Raw genomic sequence first — 16,801 nt, 5'->3', positions numbered from 1 at the left:
AAGCGAAGCCGGTTCCGTGAGGAATTACGGGAACCAAACCGCCCAATTGGCGTTTATGCCGGCGCCGCCGCAAGAGGCAGAAGCGGAGATAGTCCGCTGATCGCCGGTCCCATTTCCTCCTCCCGCGAAAGCCTCTAGACTGATTTCGTAATGCGAAAGACGCGATTGACCTTCGACCGCAGGTTTTGCCAATAAGCCGCTGGACGCGAAGTGAAAACGGGAGGGGCGTGCGGTGCAGGAAATTCTCGAACAGCTCGAACAGCATCGCGAGGAGGCGCGCCTCGGCGGCGGGCGCAAGCGCATCGAGGCCCAGCACGCCAAGGGCAAGCTGACCGCCCGCGAGCGGCTGGACGTACTGCTCGACGAGGGCTCGTTCGAGGAATACGACACCTACAAGACGCACCGCTGCACCGATTTCGGCATGGGCGAGCAACAGATCCCCGGCGACGGCGTGGTCACCGGCTGGGGCACGATCAATGGCCGTCCCGCCTATGTGTTCTCCCAGGATTTCACGGTGTTCGGCGGCTCGCTGTCGGAAACGCACGCGGAGAAGATCTGCAAGGTGATGGATCTGGCCATGCAGAACGGCGTGCCGATCATCGGGCTGAACGATTCCGGCGGCGCGCGCATCCAGGAGGGTGTCGCCTCGCTCGGCGGCTATGCCGAGGTATTCTGGCGCAATGCGCAGGCGTCGGGCGTCATCCCGCAGATTTCCGTGATCATGGGGCCGTGCGCGGGCGGTGCGGTCTATTCGCCGGCGATGACCGACTTCATCTTCATGGTGAAGGACACGAGCTACATGTTCGTCACCGGCCCGGACGTCGTGAAGACCGTCACCAACGAGATCGTCACGGCCGAGGAACTGGGCGGCGCGTCGACCCATACGCGCAAATCGTCGGTCGCCGACGGGGCCTACGAGAACGACGTCGAGACCCTGCTGGAGGTGCGCCGCCTGTTCGACCTGCTGCCGGCCTCGCACCGCGATAAGCCGCCGGCGATCCCGACCGCCGATCCCGCCGACCGGCTGGAGCCGAGCCTCGACACGCTGGTGCCGGCCAACGCCAACCAGCCCTACAACATGCACGAGGTTGTCACCAAGGTCGCCGACGAGGGGTCGTTCTTTGAGATCCAGAAAGATCACGCGAAGAATATCCTGACGGGCTTCATCCGGCTGAACGGCTCCACCGTCGGCGTCGTCGCCAACCAGCCGATGGTGCTCGCCGGCTGCCTCGACATCGATTCCTCGAAGAAGGCAGGGCGGTTCGTGCGGTTTTGCGACGCCTTCAACATCCCGATCCTCACCTTCGTCGATGTGCCTGGCTTCCTGCCGGGCACCAGCCAGGAATATGGCGGCATCATCAAGCACGGCGCGAAGCTGCTGTTCGCCTATGCGCAGGCGACCGTGCCGAAGGTCACCGTCATCACCCGCAAGGCCTATGGCGGGGCCTATGACGTGATGGCGTCAAAGCACATTCGCGCCGACGTCAACTATGCCTGGCCGACGGCGCAAATCGCGGTGATGGGGGCCAAGGGCGCGACCGAAATCCTCTACCGCTCCGAACTCGGCGATCCGGAAAAGATCGCCGCGCGCACGAAGGAATACGAGGATCGCTTCGCCAACCCGTTCATCGCCGCCCAGCGCGGCTTCATCGACGAGGTGATCATGCCGCATTCGACCCGCCGCCGCGTGGCGCGGGCGTTCGAGCTCTTGAAGGGCAAGCAGGTCGACGGCCCGGCGAAGAAACACGACAACATTCCGTTGTGAGGGAGGTAGGGCGAAATAATACTTCGGTTTCAGACAGTGAGTCGCAAATTCCTTCCCTGCAATCGCCCCGCAACTACGCTCTATATCCCGGCGTGACCGCACACGCTGACAAGGACAATTCCGTATGACCGACGAAAGCAACTTCCCGCCCGAGAACAACCTTCCCGCAGGCTACGTGCCGCCGAAGGTCTGGAAATGGGAAACCGAAAGCGGCGGCAATTTCGCAAAGATTAACCGGCCGATCGCCGGTCCGACCCATGGCAAGGAATTGCCGGTCGGAGAGCATCCGCTGCAACTCTATTCGCTTGGCACGCCGAACGGTGTCAAGGTGACGATCATGCTGGAGGAGTTGCTGGCGGCGGGGCACAGGGGTGCCGAATACGACGCCTGGCTGATCGACATCGGGGAGGGCGACCAGTTCGGCTCCGGCTTCGTCGCAATCAACCCCAACTCCAAGATTCCGGCGATGATGGACCACGCGCCGAAGGGTGGCGGAGGGCCGCTCAGGCTGTTCGAATCCGGCTCGATCCTGCTTTATCTGGCGGACAAATTCGGCGCCTTCGTGCCCACCGATTTGCGCGGCCGCACGGAAACGATGAACTGGCTGTTCTGGCAGATGGGGGCCGCGCCGTTCCTCGGCGGCGGGTTCGGGCATTTTTATGCCTATGCGCCGATGAAGATCCAGTACGCCATCGACCGCTATGCGATGGAGGTCAAGCGCCAGATGGATGTGCTCGACCGGCATCTGAAGGATCACGAATACATGGCGGGCAAGGACTACACGATCGCCGACATGGCGATCTGGCCATGGTATGGCCGGCTCGCCGCCAAGGCCGCCTATGACGATGCCGGCGACTTTCTTTCCGTGGATGAATACGAGCACGTGCAGCGCTGGTCGAAGCAGATCGCCGAGCGGCCAGGGGCAAGGCGTGGATCGATGGTAAACCGTACTTACGGCGATCCGGCGAAGCAGTTGCGTGAGCGTCACGACGCGTCCGATTTCGAGACCAAGACCCAGGACAAGATCGGCGAGGCGGCGGAGTGATCGGCAGACGCGCGATAGAGCATGCGGCTGAGCGCCCTGCCTCCCCCCTGTGGGGAGGCGGGAGAAGCAAGCGCAGCGCCGCTGATCCGGTGGGGGTAACAAGTCGCCGCGATGGAGGTTTTTACCCCCACCCGGCTTTGTCTCGTTTCACGCGCCAGTCGCCGGCCTCCCCACAAGGGGGAGGCGGGGGACATGCGGTCGACATTCGTTCCGGGAAAATCTGATGCCCAAGCTCCCCGACATGACCAAGCATCGCGGTTTTCCGTCCGGCCTGCCGGGCACCGGCTACCAGTTCACCATCCGCCGCGCCAACCCGAAGGGCGTCTCGCCCATCGTCGAGCGCAAGCGCCAGCCGGACCGCGATCCGACCGAGAAGCTTGCCGATACCGCCTTCCTGCACGCGCTGTGGCACCAGTTCGGACCTGAGCCGTTCGAGCGCGGCAATCTGGACGCTCGCCGTCTGTCCTTCCTGTTCAACCGGGAGGTCGTGCCGGCGGAGAAGCCTTTCGACCCGGCTTCTTACGAAGCGATGCTGATGATCGACGTGGACGTCGCGCGGGCGAATTTCCCCGAAGCGTTCGAGGATGTGCTGGAGGTTTAGCTTGATCCGAAATCGCGTGTCATTGTCCGCCGGAGTCTCCCTCTCCGACCCGGGCTCGCGCCTGGGCCACCTCTCCCCCGCGGGCAGGGGAGAGGAAGCGGGGGGCGTCTGCAGCATTTTTCCTCGCCCCCACCGCTTGGGGAGAGGTGTCGAGCCCTCGGGTCTTGCCTGCCGCAAGCCCAAGGACAGGCTTCGCGAGACGGAGAGGGGGGCTGGCGCGGAAACCGGCAGGCTGCCCTCAAGGGGAGAGGGAGGCAACACCCATGAGCAGCACTGAACTCTTCTCGAAAATCCTCGTCGCCAACCGGGGCGAGATCGCCTGCCGCGTTTTCAAGACCGCCAAGCGTCTCGGCATCGGCACCGTCGCCGTCCATTCCGAGGCCGACAAGGATGCGCTGCATGTCGAGATGGCGGACGAGGCCGTCGCCATCGGTCCGCCCCCGGCATCGCAAAGCTATCTTGTCATCGACAAGATCATTGCCGCCTGCAAGGAAACGGGAGCCGACGCGGTCCATCCCGGCTACGGATTTCTTTCTGAACGGGCCGAATTCGCCGAGCGGCTCAAGGCCGAGGGCATCACCTTCATCGGCCCGCCGGTTAAGGCCATCGAGGCGATGGGCGACAAGATCACCTCGAAGAAGATCGCCGACGAGGCCGGTGTCTCGACGGTTCCCGGATATATGGGGCTGATCGACGATGCCGAGCATGCCGTCGAGATTGCCTCCGGCATCGGCTACCCGGTGATGATCAAGGCGTCGGCGGGGGGCGGCGGCAAGGGGATGCGCATCGCCTGGACCGACGAAGAGGCGCGCGAGGGGTTCGCGCGCTCGAAGTCCGAGGCCGCGTCCTCCTTCGGCGACGACCGCATTTTCATCGAGAAATTCGTCACCGAGCCGCGCCATATCGAGATCCAGGTGCTCGCCGACAGCCACGGCAACGCGATCTATCTGGGCGAGCGCGAATGCTCGATCCAGCGGCGCAACCAGAAGGTCATTGAAGAGGCGCCGTCGCCCTTCCTCGACGAGGAGACCCGCCGCGCCATGGGCGAACAGGCCGTCGCGCTCGCAAAAGCGGTCGGCTACGCCAGCGCCGGCACGGTCGAGTTCATCGTCGACGCAGAGCGCAATTTCTACTTCTTGGAAATGAACACGCGGCTGCAGGTCGAGCACCCCGTCACGGAACTCATCACCGGCGTTGATCTGGTCGAGGAAATGATCCGCGTCGCCGCCGGGGAACGCCTGTCGCTGATGCAGGATGACGTCACGCTGGATGGCTGGGCGGTCGAAAGCCGCCTCTATGCCGAGGATCCGTACCGCAATTTCCTGCCCTCCATCGGCCGGCTGACGCGCTACCGGCCGCCCGCCGAAGGCGAACGCGGGGACGGCACGATCATCCGCAACGATACCGGAGTTACCGAGGGCGGCGAGATCTCGATGTTCTACGACCCGATGATCGCGAAGCTGTGCACGTGGGGGCGGACCCGCGTTGACGCGGTGGAGGCGATGCGCGATGCGCTCGACGCGTTCGAGGTTGAGGGGATCGGCCACAATCTGCCGTTCCTGTCCGCGGTGATGGACCATCGGCGCTTCCGATCGGGCGACATCACCACCGCCTTCATCGCCGAGGAATATCCCGACGGTTTCGCCGGCGCCGAACTGGAGGACGAGGCGCTCAGGCTGGTCGCATCCGGTGCCGCGATGATGCAGTGGATCACGGATCGCCGCGCCTCCTTCATTTCGGGGCGGATGGATGCGGGGAGGAAAATCCGGCCCGCCGACGCGCCGCTGGTGGTGAGGTCTGCCGGCGAATGCTTCGACATCACCGTCGATCACGAGGCAACCGCCGGCTTCCACGATCTCGATGACCTGACCACGCCGGATGGCGGCGAGTGGGGAAGCCCGGTGTGGCTGTCATTCGCCGACGAGGATGCCGCGCGCGCCTACCGGATCGCCTGGCGGCCGGGCGACCGGCTGGCGCACATCTTTGCCGTCGAGGGCGATGAGGGTCAGTGGCGGGAGATCGCGGCCCTCAAGGCGAGTCCCGCCCCCGGCGGGTGGCGCATTCGCCATCGCGGAGCCGATCTGAAGGTCTCGGTCCTGCCGCCGCATGTCGCGAAACTCGCAGCACTGATGCCCGAGAAAGTTGCGCCGGACACGTCGAACCTGCTGCTGTGCCCGATGCCGGGCCTGGTCGTCGCGCTCCATGTCAAGGAGGGCGATGAGGTGCAGGAGGGTCAGGCGCTTGCTATGATCGAGGCGATGAAGATGGAAAACGTGCTCCGCGCCGAGAAGGCCGGCACGGTCGCCAGCATTCCGGTCGAGGTCGGCGACAGCCTCGCCGTCGACGCCGTGATCATGGAGTTCGAGAGATGAGCAGGACAAAGCGAGACTGGCTCGATCTCGCCTCAAAGGAGATCAAGGCCGATCCCTCCACCCTCGACTGGCAGACGCCCGAGGGCATCACGGTCAGCCCGCTCTACACCGCCGACGACCTGCCGGACGGCGCGGCGGACGAACTTCCCGGCTTCGCGCCGTTCACGCGCGGCATCCGCGCCACCATGTATGCCGGGCGGCCGTGGACGATCCGCCAGTATGCTGGCTTCTCGACGGCGGAGGAATCAAACGCCTTCTACCGCCGCAACCTCGCCGCCGGCCAGAAGGGGCTGTCCGTCGCCTTCGATCTGGCCACCCACCGCGGCTACGATTCCGACCACCCGCGCGTCACCGGCGACGTCGGCAAGGCGGGTGTCGCCATCGATACTGTGGAGGACATGAAGATCCTGTTCGACGGCATCCCGCTTGGCGAAATGAGCGTCTCGATGACCATGAACGGCGCGATCATCCCGGTGCTCGCCATGTTCATCGTCGCCGGCGAGGAGCAGGGCGTCAGTAAGGATCAGCTTACCGGTACGGTGCAGAACGACATCCTCAAGGAGTTCATGGTCCGCAACACCTATATCTACCCGCCGGAACCGTCGATGCGAATCGTCGCCGACATCATCGCCTACACGGCGGCCGAGATGCCGAAGTTCAATTCCATTTCGATTTCCGGCTACCACATGCAGGAGGCCGGCGCGACGCTCGCCCAGGAGCTCGCCTACACGCTCGCCGACGGCATGGAATACGTCCGCGCCGCCATGTCGCGCGGGCTCGACGTCGACGCGTTCGCCGGCCGCCTCTCCTTCTTCTTCTGCATCGGCATGAACTTCTTCATGGAGGCCGCCAAATTGCGCGCCGCCCGCCAGCTCTGGTCGAAGATCATGACCGATTTCGGCGCGAAGTCCGAGCGTTCGAAGATGCTGCGCACCCACTGCCAGACGTCCGGCGTCTCGCTCACCGAGCAGGACCCTTACAACAACGTCGTGCGCACGGCGTTCGAGGCAATGAGCGCGGTGCTCGGCGGCACCCAGTCGCTGCACACCAATTCCTTCGACGAGGCGATGGCGCTGCCGACCGATTTCTCCGCCCGCATCGCCCGCAACACCCAGCTCATCATCGAGCACGAGACGGGTGTGGCCAATGTCGTCGATCCGCTCGGCGGCTCCTACTATGTCGAGGCGCTGACGAAGGAGCTTGCCGACAAGGCATGGGAGCTCATCCAGGAAGTCGAGGCGCTCGGCGGCATGACGAAGGCCGTCGAGCAGGGGCTGCCGAAGATGCGCATCGAGGAGGCGGCGGCGCGCAAGCAGGCGCGCATCGACCGGGGCGAGGAGGTGATCGTCGGCGTCAACCGCTTCCGCCCGGCCGATCCCGACAAGGTCGATATCCTTTCGATCGACATCTCGAAGGTGCGCGCCGCGCAGATCGCCAGGCTGAAAAAGGTGCGCGAGACGCGCAACCAGGAAAAGTGCACGGAAGCGCTGGCGGCGCTTGAAAAAGTTGCGGCCTCGGGCGAGCGCAACCTGCTGGAGGCGGCGGTCGAGGCGGCGCGGGCGCGCGCCACGCTCGGCGAGATTTCCGACGCCATGGAACGGGCGTTCGCCCGCCACCACGCCGTCACCCGCGTCATCTCCGGCGTCTATTCGGACGCCTATGAGAGCGATCCGGAATACAAGGCCATCTGCGCCAAGATCGCCGATTTCACCAGGGCGCGCGGCGAGAGCCCGCATATTCTCGTCGCCAAGATGGGCCAGGACGGCCACGACCGCGGCGCCAAGGTGATCGCCACCGCATTCGCCGACATGGGCTTCAAGGTCGATCTGTCGGAGATGTTCGAGACGCCTGCTGAAGTCGCCGCCAAGGCCGCGAAGATGGGCGTCGACGTGATCGGCGTGTCGTCGCTTGCCGCCGGCCACAAGACGCTGGTGCCCGAACTGATCGACAAGCTGAAATCGACGCCGGGCGGCAAGGACATCATCGTCGTTTGCGGCGGCGTCATTCCCGAGCAGGACTACGCGGATCTCCGCGCCGCGGGCGTCGCCGAAATCTTCGGCCCTGGTTCCAACGTGCTGGAGGCCGCCAACGCCGTGCTGCAGCAGGTGGAGGGAGTGCGGCGGAACCGGTGAAGGAGAAAATCCCGCACCCCGCGCACCCGGTATCCGCCGTTCAGGTCTCCGCGTCGGGTAGCGGCCCGATCAGTTCGATGTCGAACCTCCGGCAGGCCTCATCGATCATCGCGTCGTCGATCGGCTCGGTGGCCGGCGTCCCGCCCGGGCCCGGCGGGCGCGAGATCGCCCGGTAGAACTCGCCGTGGTGCGGCGTCGTGTAGAGCAGGTAGCGCGCCGTCCCGGATTCGACCCTGAAGCCGTGGATCGAACCTGCGGGGAAATGGGCGAACGCCCCGGCGGCCGCCCGCCGGGCCGGGGCATGGTTCAGGAAAAGGCTCAATTCGCCATCGACGACGTAGATGGATTCGAGGTCGCGCGGATGCCGGTGCAACGGCACGGTCTCGCCGCGCCTGGCCGTTTCGTCGATCAGGCAGAAGGCGCCGCCCGTCGTCTCGCCGGTCGCGAGGAAATGCGTGCGGGTCTCTCCCGACCATCGCAGCTCCGCTTCGCCCGGGCCGCGGAAATAGCCCCGTGGGACAACCTCATCACGCGCGACGTCAGACATGGCTGGCCTCCGAAATTTCCCGTGACAATACGCTCTCACCGGTCGGTTTGAAAGCGGCCTTCGCGTGCGGCGGCGTCATCCCCAAGCAGGACTCTGCCGAACTCCGCGCCGCCGGTGTCGCCGAAATCTCCGGCCCGGGCTCGAATGTGTTGGAGGCGGCGAATGCGGTGCTGGCGCAGGTGGAGGGGGTGCGGCGGAACAGGTGAGCTCGCACCGCCCTAAAACACCCAGGCGATCAGCAGGAAATTGAAGCAGAAGAACAGGAAGAACGCCGGCAGCACGAACTGGATCTCACCGATCAGGCCGTCGCCCGCCGCGATCAGCAGCACTACCAGCACCGCGACGGTCAGCCCGAACGACAGCATCGCCGCGGTTCTCAGCCCCAGCCCCTCGTTGAGATAGTCGCCGAGCGACGTCACCGCCATCGCGCCGACGATCAGCAATATCGCGGCGGCCATCGCCGCAAGGAGCCCTTTTCTGAACGGTGTCATCGGCGGCCTAACCGCTCAGCAGCGTGCGGATCTCGTCCGGATCCGGCATGCCCTTGACGACGATCTCGGGGCTGTCCCCGGCAGTGAAAATGGCGAGATCGCCCGTGCCGAACATCCTTTGAAAGAAGGATTGCGACATCTGAACGCTGCGCACGCTCGAATTGCTGATCTCCGTGTATTTCTTGTTGAGTATTCCCTGCTCGAAGCGGAGCCTGGACTCCGTGATCTCGAGCAGCTTCGATTTGCTCTGAATATACCAGCCCAGAAGCAGGATGATGCCCAGCCCGAAGGCGGGAATCAGCAGCACGCAGACGATGAACGAAATCGGTCCGTTGCGGAACATGGGCGGATTGGCGCGGTAAAGGACGTCTGACATCTTTTCCCCTTGGTTGCGCCGACCATGCAGAACTTGCCGCGATTTGCCAATCCCGTGAATTTTGGCATCGCGGGAGGCTGCGTGCGCGGGCGTGCGGCATTCACCGCCCCCGCCGCCTCACGCTCAGCCGAAGCTGCTTCTCCACCTCGATGATCGCAAACAGCGCGACGCCGGTCGCGACGATCAGCACCCCGTCAAGGAACGGAACGCTCTTTGTGGCGAAGACCGCTTGGAGCGGTGGCAGATAGGTGACCAGAAATTGCGCCGCCACGACGATTGCCACCGTGATCCAGACGACGCGGGTGCCGCGCACCGCCTTCCAGGTCAGTGATGTGCCGTAGATGTTGCGGATGAAGAACAGGTGGAAGATCTCCATGACGACAAGCGTGTTCATCGCCATGGTACGAGCCAGCTCGACCGGATATCCCCGGTCGATGGCGTAGGCGTGGATGCCGAACACGCCGCCGAGAAAAAGCACCGAAACCAGGACGATGTGCCAGGCGAGTTCGCCGTTCAGCAGCGGTTCATCGCGGGGGCGGGGCGGCCGGCGCATGGTGTTTTCCTCGGTCGGCTCGAAGGCCAGCGCGATGCCCAGCGTCACCGCTGTGACGAGGTTGATCCACAGGATCTGGATCGGCGTCACCGGCAGGGTCATGCCGAACAGCAGGGCGACGATGATCGTCATGGCTTCGCCGGCATTGGTCGGCAGCGTCCAGCTTATCACCTTGCGGATGTTGTCGTAGACGGTGCGGCCCTCGCGCACGGCGGCGGCGATGGAAGCGAAGTTGTCGTCGGCAAGGACGAGCTCGGCGGCCTCCTTTGCGGCCTCGCTGCCCTTGCGGCCCATGGCGATGCCGGCGTCGGCCCGCTTCAGCGCCGGCGCGTCGTTGACGCCGTCGCCCGTCATCGCAACGGTCAGCCCCTGCGACTGCAGCGCCTTGACGAGCCGCAACTTATGCTCCGGGTTGGTGCGCGCGAATATGTCGGTGGCGGTTACGGCGGAGGCCAGGTCGGCTTCGTCTAGCCGGTCCAGATCGGTGCCGGCCAGGATGCGGTCCGGATTTTCCAGACCTATCATCCGGCCGATCGCCGCGGCGGTGCGGCCGTGGTCGCCCGTGATCATCTTGACGCGAATGCCCGCCTCGCGGCACTCAGCAACGGCGGCGATGGCCTCGGCGCGCGGCGGATCGATGAGGCCGACCAGACCGATCATGGTCAGCGTTCCCTCGACATCCTCCGGTTTGAGGTCGGTCTGCGTGTGGTCCACCTCGCGGGTTGCGATCGCCAGCACGCGCTGGCCCCGTGCGGCCATGACATCGGCCGCCTCGTGCCAGTAACCTTCATCAAGCGGCTCCTGTTCGCCGCTCCTGTTTCGTTGCCCCTTGCACATGCCGACAACCTTCTCCGGCGCGCCCTTGACGAAGATGTCGGCGTGGCCGGGATGATCGTGGTGCAACGTCGCCATGAAGCGGTGCCGGGCATCGAAGGGAATCGTGTCGGTGCGCGTGCGGGCCGAAAGCTCGCGCTGCACGTCGACGCCGACCTTTGCCGCCAGGGCCAGCAACGCGCCTTCCATCGGATCGCCCTCGATGGTCCAATGGCCGTCGCGACGATGCAGCGAGGCGTCGTTGCAGGAAGCGGCGGCGCGCGCGAGTTCGGCGAGATGGATGTGATCGAGCGCGCGGACCGGGACCTCGGCGAGCTTTACCGCGCCTTCCGGCTCGTAGCCGTTGCCCTCCAGCGAGAAGACGTGTCCGGACACCGCCACCGATGCAACCATCATCTCGTTGCGGGTCAGCGTGCCGGTCTTGTCCGTACAGATCACGGACACGGACCCCAAGGTCTCGATCGCCGGCAGTCGCCGCACGATCGCGTTGCGGCGCGCCATCGCCTGCACGCCGACGGCCAGCGTGATCGTCAGCACGGCGGGCAGGCCCTCGGGGATCGCGGCGACCGACAGGCCGACAACGGCCATGAACATTTCCGCGAAATCGTGATGCCCGACGTAATATCCGAACACCAGCAGGACCGCCGCAACCAACAGGATCAGCACGGTCAGCCATTTGGCGAACACGTTCATCTGCGCGACGAGGGGCGTTGTCAGCACTTCGACCGTCGCCAGCATGCCGCTGATCCGGCCGATCTCGGATTTCGCGCCGGTTGCCGTGACCACGCCGCGTCCCTGGCCGCTGGTGACCAGCGTGCCGCTGAACGCCATGCAGGAGCGGTCGCCGAGCGGCGCGCCGGCGGAAACCGGGGCGAGGGACTTTTGAGCCGGTACGGATTCGCCCGTCAGGATCGCTTCCTCGATCTGCAGGCCGTGGGCCCGGATCAGCCGAAGGTCGGCCGGGACCCTGTCGCCGGCCTCGATCAGCACCACGTCGCCGGGAACCAGTTTGGCGCCGTCGACCGTCCGGCGCTCGCCGCCGCGCAGGACCGCCGCCCGCGGCGCCAGCATGCCGCGTATCGATTCCATCGCCCTTTCGGCCTTGCCTTCCTGGACGAAGCCGATGACCGCATTGGCCACGACCACGGCGATAATGACGGCAGTGTCGACCAGATGCCCGAGCGCCAACGTGATGAGTGCCGATCCGAGCAGCACATAGATGAGGATATTGTGAAAGTGCGAAAGGAACCGCAGCGCGAGGCTGCGTTCCGGCGGGGCGGGCATGCGGTTCGGGCCGTGTTCCGCCAGGCGGGCCGATGCCTGCTCGTCTGAAAGCCCGGCCGGGACGGCGTCGAGCTTTTCCAGCGCCTCGTCGATCTCGATCGCGTAAAATTCCTGATCCATCGGGCCCATGCCGCCTTAAGTCAGATCCGTTGATTTCCGGCTGCCTCTATACCGGCTCTGCCGGCACGGCGGTTTGATCAAGCTCAGTCGACCGGCAACAATTTTCGCCGGGGGGCGTTCGAGCAGAGAGCAGAGTGGCTTGGACGTTCCTTGGCATTCCCTCGAAGGATTCCGGGACGTTGATAAGTTTTTTGTCCGGTTTTCTCTAACCTGTTGTCCCGTCTCGTTATTTTATTTTTTCCGCCGGTTTCCCATCAACACCTCCGAAACCTCCCGCATACTTGTGGCACGTTCCTCCACGGGAAGCCGGGTTCATGGACCGGATGGCCAGGCGGAGGGATGCGGTGCCGGCTGGGGCGTGCGGTTCACGCCTGGCAAGAGCTTACGGCCGGGCCCTAGCCTTCAGCTTTTCGGCCGGTCCTGCGGGACCGCGAGCCGTGGCCGGGAGGCGGGTGAGCAGCCGGCGGGCGGTCGATCCGATCGCACCAAACCATTCATAGAAGCGTGACGACGACCGCCCGCTTCCCATGAATGTTTCAATGGCCAGACTGGAGACAGGGCGTGGCAACGGAGAGGCATGTCCCGACCGAAAGCGCTGAGCGATACCGCGTACGAACAACACCACGAGGAGGAGCCCGATGGCCCGCAAGAAAAGAAAACTCCCGGCACCCGACATCCGCCTGCCCGCAAGCTTCCGCGTGCGGCGCGAGATCGACGACGCGTTCTTCGGCGATCCGCCGACGGAGAACGCGCTCCGGTATCTCAAGGTGCTGACGGCGGCGGCCGCCGGCGAGTGGAAATTTTCCCGCACCTGTCCGCGCACCGTCTGCCGCAAGGCGGGATGGTGCCAGCCGCGTTTCGACGGAAAGGACGTCACCGCGATGTGTCCGGCGATCGTGCGGGCCGGGCGGGTGGACGCGCTGGAAGGGTGCATCGTGGCCTGCCTCGAGACCATGCGGCTGCTCGATGTCGAGCCTCCCTCCAGTGTTGGCGCCACGGATTTTAAGGCCGAGAGCAGGCTTTGAGCCCGCTTCGCCGTCCCCAAATCGTGTGGAGAGTGCACTTTTGGCAGGTTTGCCACATTCTCGCCCAACACGTCGTGTTTGCCCGGTGTTAGGGGTTGGTTAGGGTTAACAAATTGTTTCCGGCGACGGAATGGAGGGTGAGTGCGGCTTTCTCGAGGGGAAGACAGCCACGCTAGACGGGGAGTTCGGATCGCGGCACTGATGGTGACCGCGATTTTCGCGAATCTGGCGCTGCCGACGCAGGCCGCTTTGCCCCAATTGAGCGCGATGGACTGGACGGGGCCTGCGACCGGGGAGAGGACGGCACGGCTGCCAGCGGCGCTGCCCATGCTTCCCCCGATTGTCGAAATCGTCAGATCACGAGTCAATGGTGGCGAGAAGTCCGCGCGCTGGTGGGCGGTCCGCCGTGCGCCGATCGAGGCCGTCGGCCCGGACCTGGCCGGCCCGCGCCAAAGATTCGCCGGTCTCGCGCCGGTGCCTGCTGCTCTGGCGACAGCCGAGACCGCGGGCGCGTTCCAGGTCGCGCTGGCGCCGGCGGCGCCCGGCCGGATCCTTCTCGCGCCGGCCGAGCCGCTCTCGGCGACTGACGGAATGATGGTCGCTCCGCCGGTGCGCAAGGGCGACCACAAATGGATGCGCCGGCCGCTTCCCGCGGAGACGCTTTCAGCAAAGCAGCAGCACTGCATCACAACCGCAATCTATTTCGAGGCGAGGGGCGAGACGGTCAAGGGCCAGGCGGCCGTGGCGCAGGTCATCCTGAACCGCGTGCGCAACCCTGCCTATCCGGACTCGGCCTGCGGGGTCGTCTACCAGAACGCCGAAATGCGCAACCGGTGCCAGTTCTCCTTTGCCTGCGACGGAGCGTCCGAGCGGCTCAAGTCGGAGCGCGCCCGCAAGCAGGCCGAATGGATCGCGAAGGCGGTCACCAAGGGGGAGTTGTTCATTCCCGAGATCGGGTCGTCGACGCATTATTTCGCCGATTACGTGCGCCCCAAATGGGCCGGGTCGATGGTGAAGATGGCGAGTATCGGCGCCCATCATTTCTTCAAGACCCGCAGGGGCGGGTGGAGATAGGCGCGGCGGCCCGTTCCCGTCGCATTTGTAGCCAAATAAAAATCCATTTCTGCCCGCGGTCCGAATTCGGCAAACCCCGCCCGCATTTCGCGGCATCGCCGGTGCTGGCGTTCCGCAGATCGGGCAAGGAGGGCATGACGTTCCCGCACATCGCGCCCGTCCGGACCGCAAACCCTTTGATTTGTGCCCCAATGAGGATCAAATATCGGTCAGAGAAGGGCGCGCATGGGCGCAGCCCTGCTATTGCATGCCCAGGAGACGAACCATGAAATCCATCGGCACATTTTTGGCGGCCGGCGCCGTGACGCTTACCTCGGCTGCGGCCTACGCCGCGCCGCAGGGCTGGGAACCGCTGCTCGAACCAGCAGAGCTTTTGCAAATCCTTGAGCAGAACGACGACGTCCGTGTCATTCAGATCAGCGGCGAGGCTGCGCATCCGCATATCGCCGGGACGGTCTACAGCAAATACGCCGACTGGCGCGGTCCGGCCGAGAACCCCGGCGCGCTGCGCGACGTCGACACCTTCGAGAAGCTTGTCCGGAGCCTCGGCATCAACGCCGATACGCCGGTGGTCGTCGTCAATGAGGGCAAGGACCAGACCGACATGGGCACCGCTGCGCGCGTCTACTGGACGCTGAAGTCGCTCGGCGTCGAGGATCTCGCGCTGCTGAACGGCGGCCTGAAGGCGTGGGTCGACGCCAAGCTGCCGACCACGACCGAGACCACGACGGTTCAGCCGAGCGATTTCGACGCGCAGTGGAGCGACCAGTGGCGCGTTTCGACGACAGAGGTCGAGCAGCTGGTCGAAAGCGGCGATGCCCGCCTGATCGACGCTCGCCCGAATGGGTTCTTCGAGGGCAATGTGTGGACGATCGCCCGGCCCGGCACGATCAGGGGCGCGGGCAACCTGACCTATGACGTCTGGTTCGACGGCGACAGGATGGTGGGTCCCGGCAAGGCCCGCGAGATCGCGAACAGTTACGGGCAGGAGGACGCGCCGGTGACGGTGTCCTTCTGCAATACCGGGCACTGGGCCGCCATCAACTGGTTTGCCCTCAGCGAACTCGCTGGTGTCGAAGACACCAAGCTTTACGCGGAAAGCATGGCGGAATGGACGCAGACCGCACGTCCGGTGGACAACAAGCCCGGCACGGTGAAATATTACTGGCTCTCGACCAAGAAGTGGGCTTCCGACCTGCTCTAGGAACTGACTCCAGGCTTCTGAAACGAGGGTGATTTCCGTGCTGACGACGCGCCTGGTGCTACTCGTGCTCCCGCTGCTCTTGGCGGGAGCCGTTTTTTCGACGGCCGGCCCGCGCTCCGCCCTGCTTCTGCTGGTGGGCGTCGGATTCGGGCTGGTGCTCGAGGGGTTGCGCTTCGGCTTCGCCGGTCCTTGGCGCTTGGCGGTTACCGAGCGTGACGGGCGCGGCGTCATCGCTCAGCTTGTCGCGATCGGCCTGACGGCGCTGATCGCCATCCCGCTTCTCGATTTCGCCCCGGGCGAACTGGCGGGCGCGCACGCGCCGATCGGCCTTGCCATGATCGGCGGTGCGTTCGTCTTTGGCGCGGCGATGCAGATCGTGATGGGGTGCGGATCGGGCACGCTGGTCAATGCCGGCAGCGGCAATCTTGCCGGCGCCGTCGCGCTGGTGGGCTTCATCATCGGCAGTTTTGCCGGCACCCTGCATCTGGACTGGTGGACGTCGCTCGGCAGCTTGCCGGTTCTCACCATCCAGGACCTCGCCGGCTCGAATGGCGGGCTGGCCGCGACGCTTGCCGGCCTGCTGGCAATTGCCGTCATCTTCTTCCGGCGCTCCGACCCGGGAAAACGCTTGCCGCCCGGGCGGCTCTGGGTCGCCGCCGTTCTGCTCGCCGTGCTGGCCGTCCTCAATCTGGTGATTGCCGGCCAGCCCTGGGGCATCGTCTATGGCCTCGGCCTGTGGGGCGCGAAGGCGGCGCAGGCCGGCGGCATGGATGTGGCCGCCAATGTGTTCTGGTCCAACCCGACCAATACCGGCAGGCTGAACCAGAGCGTTCTGACCGATTTCACATCGCTGACCAATTTCGGCATTGTCGTCGGTGCGCTGGTGGCGATGCGCTGGCGTCCCGTCTTGGCGAAGCAGGTCACGAACTTCGCGGCTTCCGGGTGGGCCTCGATCGTCATCGCTGGATTGCTGCTCGGCTACAGCGCGCGGCTTGCGTTCGGTTGCAATGTCGGGGCGTTTTTCAGCGGCATTTCTACAGGCAGCCTGCATGGCTGGGTCTGGTTCGCGGCAGCATTCGCCGGATCGTTTTATGGCATTCGATTGCGGCCGATCCTGTTGCGCCTCGCCGAGTCGCGGCAGGCAATCGGGAGGGCGGCGTGACTCCGGCGCATCCGAACAGGCTTGTCGTTGCCTTCGGCACGCTCCTTGCGCTGGTCGCTTTCGTCTTCGCCGACGTGGCGGGCTCTCCCGCGATCGATCCCTTTCAGGCGCCCGCGCCGGTGGCGCTGGGATCGGGCCAGGCTCCGGGCGGGGCGCACTGTTCGCAACTCTGATCTGATCCTCGCGGCCGCCTCTCACGCGTGGAAACATACGCAA

General features: G+C 65.1%; 14 protein-coding genes and 1 pseudogene. 11 read left to right on the top strand and 4 right to left on the bottom strand.

Features of this window, described 5'->3' with window-relative positions; genetic code table 11:
* Positions 1-232 precede the first annotated feature (232 nt).
* The 6 genes and pseudogenes from LC298_RS08000 to scpA all read left to right on the top strand — a co-directional run bounded on the left by LC298_RS08000 (position 233) and on the right by scpA (position 7,915).
* Positions 233-1,765 (top strand): acyl-CoA carboxylase subunit beta, encoded by a 1,533-nt coding sequence (locus tag LC298_RS08000; protein WP_131566186.1) that lies wholly within the window; start codon positions 233-235, stop codon positions 1,763-1,765.
* A gap of 124 nt (positions 1,766-1,889) precedes the next feature.
* Positions 1,890-2,810, top strand: coding sequence for a glutathione-dependent disulfide-bond oxidoreductase (gene yghU, locus LC298_RS07995; protein WP_131566183.1), 921 nt, complete (start codon positions 1,890-1,892; stop codon positions 2,808-2,810).
* A 223-nt stretch (positions 2,811-3,033) separates the two neighbouring features.
* On the top strand, positions 3,034-3,411 hold the full coding sequence (locus LC298_RS07990; protein WP_131566181.1) for a hypothetical protein: 378 nt from the start codon (positions 3,034-3,036) through the stop codon (positions 3,409-3,411).
* Between the two features lie 263 nt (positions 3,412-3,674).
* Positions 3,675-5,492: pseudogene (locus LC298_RS07985) on the top strand (acetyl-CoA carboxylase biotin carboxylase subunit); the annotation flags it as partial.
* Between the two features lie 48 nt (positions 5,493-5,540).
* A complete protein-coding gene (locus LC298_RS18200; protein WP_428982291.1) occupies positions 5,541-5,783 on the top strand; it encodes an acyl-CoA carboxylase biotin carboxyl carrier protein subunit in 243 nt (80 codons plus the stop codon).
* Complete coding sequence (gene scpA / locus LC298_RS07980) at positions 5,780-7,915, top strand: methylmalonyl-CoA mutase (protein WP_131566175.1); 2,136 nt, start codon at positions 5,780-5,782, stop codon at positions 7,913-7,915. Before LC298_RS18200 ends, scpA begins: the two co-directional genes overlap by 4 nt.
* A gap of 40 nt (positions 7,916-7,955) precedes the next feature.
* Here scpA and LC298_RS07975 read toward each other — a convergent pair whose 3' ends face one another.
* The 4 genes from LC298_RS07975 to LC298_RS07960 all read right to left on the bottom strand — a co-directional run bounded on the left by LC298_RS07975 (position 7,956) and on the right by LC298_RS07960 (position 12,120).
* The gene (locus tag LC298_RS07975) at positions 7,956-8,462 is read right to left on the bottom strand and encodes a cupin domain-containing protein (protein ID WP_131566172.1); all 507 of its coding nucleotides are present in this window, start codon (positions 8,460-8,462) and stop codon (positions 7,956-7,958) included.
* Between the two features lie 218 nt (positions 8,463-8,680).
* Positions 8,681-8,953, bottom strand: coding sequence for a hypothetical protein (locus LC298_RS07970; RefSeq protein WP_131566169.1), 273 nt, complete (start codon positions 8,951-8,953; stop codon positions 8,681-8,683).
* A 7-nt stretch (positions 8,954-8,960) separates the two neighbouring features.
* Positions 8,961-9,329: a PH domain-containing protein gene (locus LC298_RS07965; protein ID WP_131566166.1), complete on the bottom strand. Its 369-nt coding sequence runs from the start codon at positions 9,327-9,329 to the stop codon at positions 8,961-8,963.
* A gap of 100 nt (positions 9,330-9,429) precedes the next feature.
* On the bottom strand, positions 9,430-12,120 hold the full coding sequence (locus tag LC298_RS07960) for a cation-transporting P-type ATPase (protein WP_131566163.1): 2,691 nt from the start codon (positions 12,118-12,120) through the stop codon (positions 9,430-9,432).
* Positions 12,121-12,758: 638 nt separating this feature from the next.
* On the opposite strand from LC298_RS07960, the gene LC298_RS07955 reads away from it, so the two are divergent.
* The 5 genes from LC298_RS07955 to LC298_RS07935 all read left to right on the top strand — a co-directional run bounded on the left by LC298_RS07955 (position 12,759) and on the right by LC298_RS07935 (position 16,758).
* Positions 12,759-13,145, top strand: a complete 387-nt coding sequence (locus tag LC298_RS07955; protein ID WP_131566160.1) for a hypothetical protein — start codon at positions 12,759-12,761, stop codon at positions 13,143-13,145.
* A 201-nt stretch (positions 13,146-13,346) separates the two neighbouring features.
* On the top strand, positions 13,347-14,219 hold the full coding sequence (locus tag LC298_RS18195; RefSeq protein ID WP_199223212.1) for a cell wall hydrolase: 873 nt from the start codon (positions 13,347-13,349) through the stop codon (positions 14,217-14,219).
* 265 nt (positions 14,220-14,484) lie between these two features.
* A complete protein-coding gene (locus LC298_RS07945) occupies positions 14,485-15,423 on the top strand; it encodes a sulfurtransferase (RefSeq protein WP_158284696.1) in 939 nt (312 codons plus the stop codon).
* A 37-nt stretch (positions 15,424-15,460) separates the two neighbouring features.
* On the top strand, positions 15,461-16,585 hold the full coding sequence (locus LC298_RS07940; RefSeq protein WP_199223211.1) for a YeeE/YedE family protein: 1,125 nt from the start codon (positions 15,461-15,463) through the stop codon (positions 16,583-16,585).
* Positions 16,582-16,758, top strand: a complete 177-nt coding sequence (locus tag LC298_RS07935) for a hypothetical protein (RefSeq protein ID WP_199223210.1) — start codon at positions 16,582-16,584, stop codon at positions 16,756-16,758. Before LC298_RS07940 ends, LC298_RS07935 begins: the two co-directional genes overlap by 4 nt.
* The last annotated feature ends 43 nt before the right edge of the window (positions 16,759-16,801 follow it).

It is taken from the genome of Oricola cellulosilytica, from assembly GCF_019966575.1.
Classification (GTDB): Bacteria; Pseudomonadota; Alphaproteobacteria; order Rhizobiales; family Rhizobiaceae; genus Oricola; species Oricola cellulosilytica.
This window is presented reverse-complemented; position numbering and strand designations above follow the sequence as displayed.

Coding starts and splice junctions, on each gene's coding strand:
- LC298_RS07955 (WP_131566160.1), top strand. CDS start 12,759: ATGGCCCGCAAGAAAAGAAAACTCCCGGCACCCGACATCCGCCTGCCC.
- LC298_RS07960 (WP_131566163.1), bottom strand. CDS start 12,120: ATGGATCAGGAATTTTACGCGATCGAGATCGACGAGGCGCTGGAAAAG.
- yghU (WP_131566183.1), top strand. CDS start 1,890: ATGACCGACGAAAGCAACTTCCCGCCCGAGAACAACCTTCCCGCAGGC.
- LC298_RS07945 (WP_158284696.1), top strand. CDS start 14,485: ATGAAATCCATCGGCACATTTTTGGCGGCCGGCGCCGTGACGCTTACC.
- LC298_RS07970 (WP_131566169.1), bottom strand. CDS start 8,953: ATGACACCGTTCAGAAAAGGGCTCCTTGCGGCGATGGCCGCCGCGATA.
- LC298_RS18195 (WP_199223212.1), top strand. CDS start 13,347: ATGGTGACCGCGATTTTCGCGAATCTGGCGCTGCCGACGCAGGCCGCT.
- LC298_RS07965 (WP_131566166.1), bottom strand. CDS start 9,329: ATGTCAGACGTCCTTTACCGCGCCAATCCGCCCATGTTCCGCAACGGA.
- LC298_RS07990 (WP_131566181.1), top strand. CDS start 3,034: ATGCCCAAGCTCCCCGACATGACCAAGCATCGCGGTTTTCCGTCCGGC.
- LC298_RS07975 (WP_131566172.1), bottom strand. CDS start 8,462: ATGTCTGACGTCGCGCGTGATGAGGTTGTCCCACGGGGCTATTTCCGC.
- scpA (WP_131566175.1), top strand. CDS start 5,780: ATGAGCAGGACAAAGCGAGACTGGCTCGATCTCGCCTCAAAGGAGATC.
- LC298_RS18200 (WP_428982291.1), top strand. CDS start 5,541: ATGCCCGAGAAAGTTGCGCCGGACACGTCGAACCTGCTGCTGTGCCCG.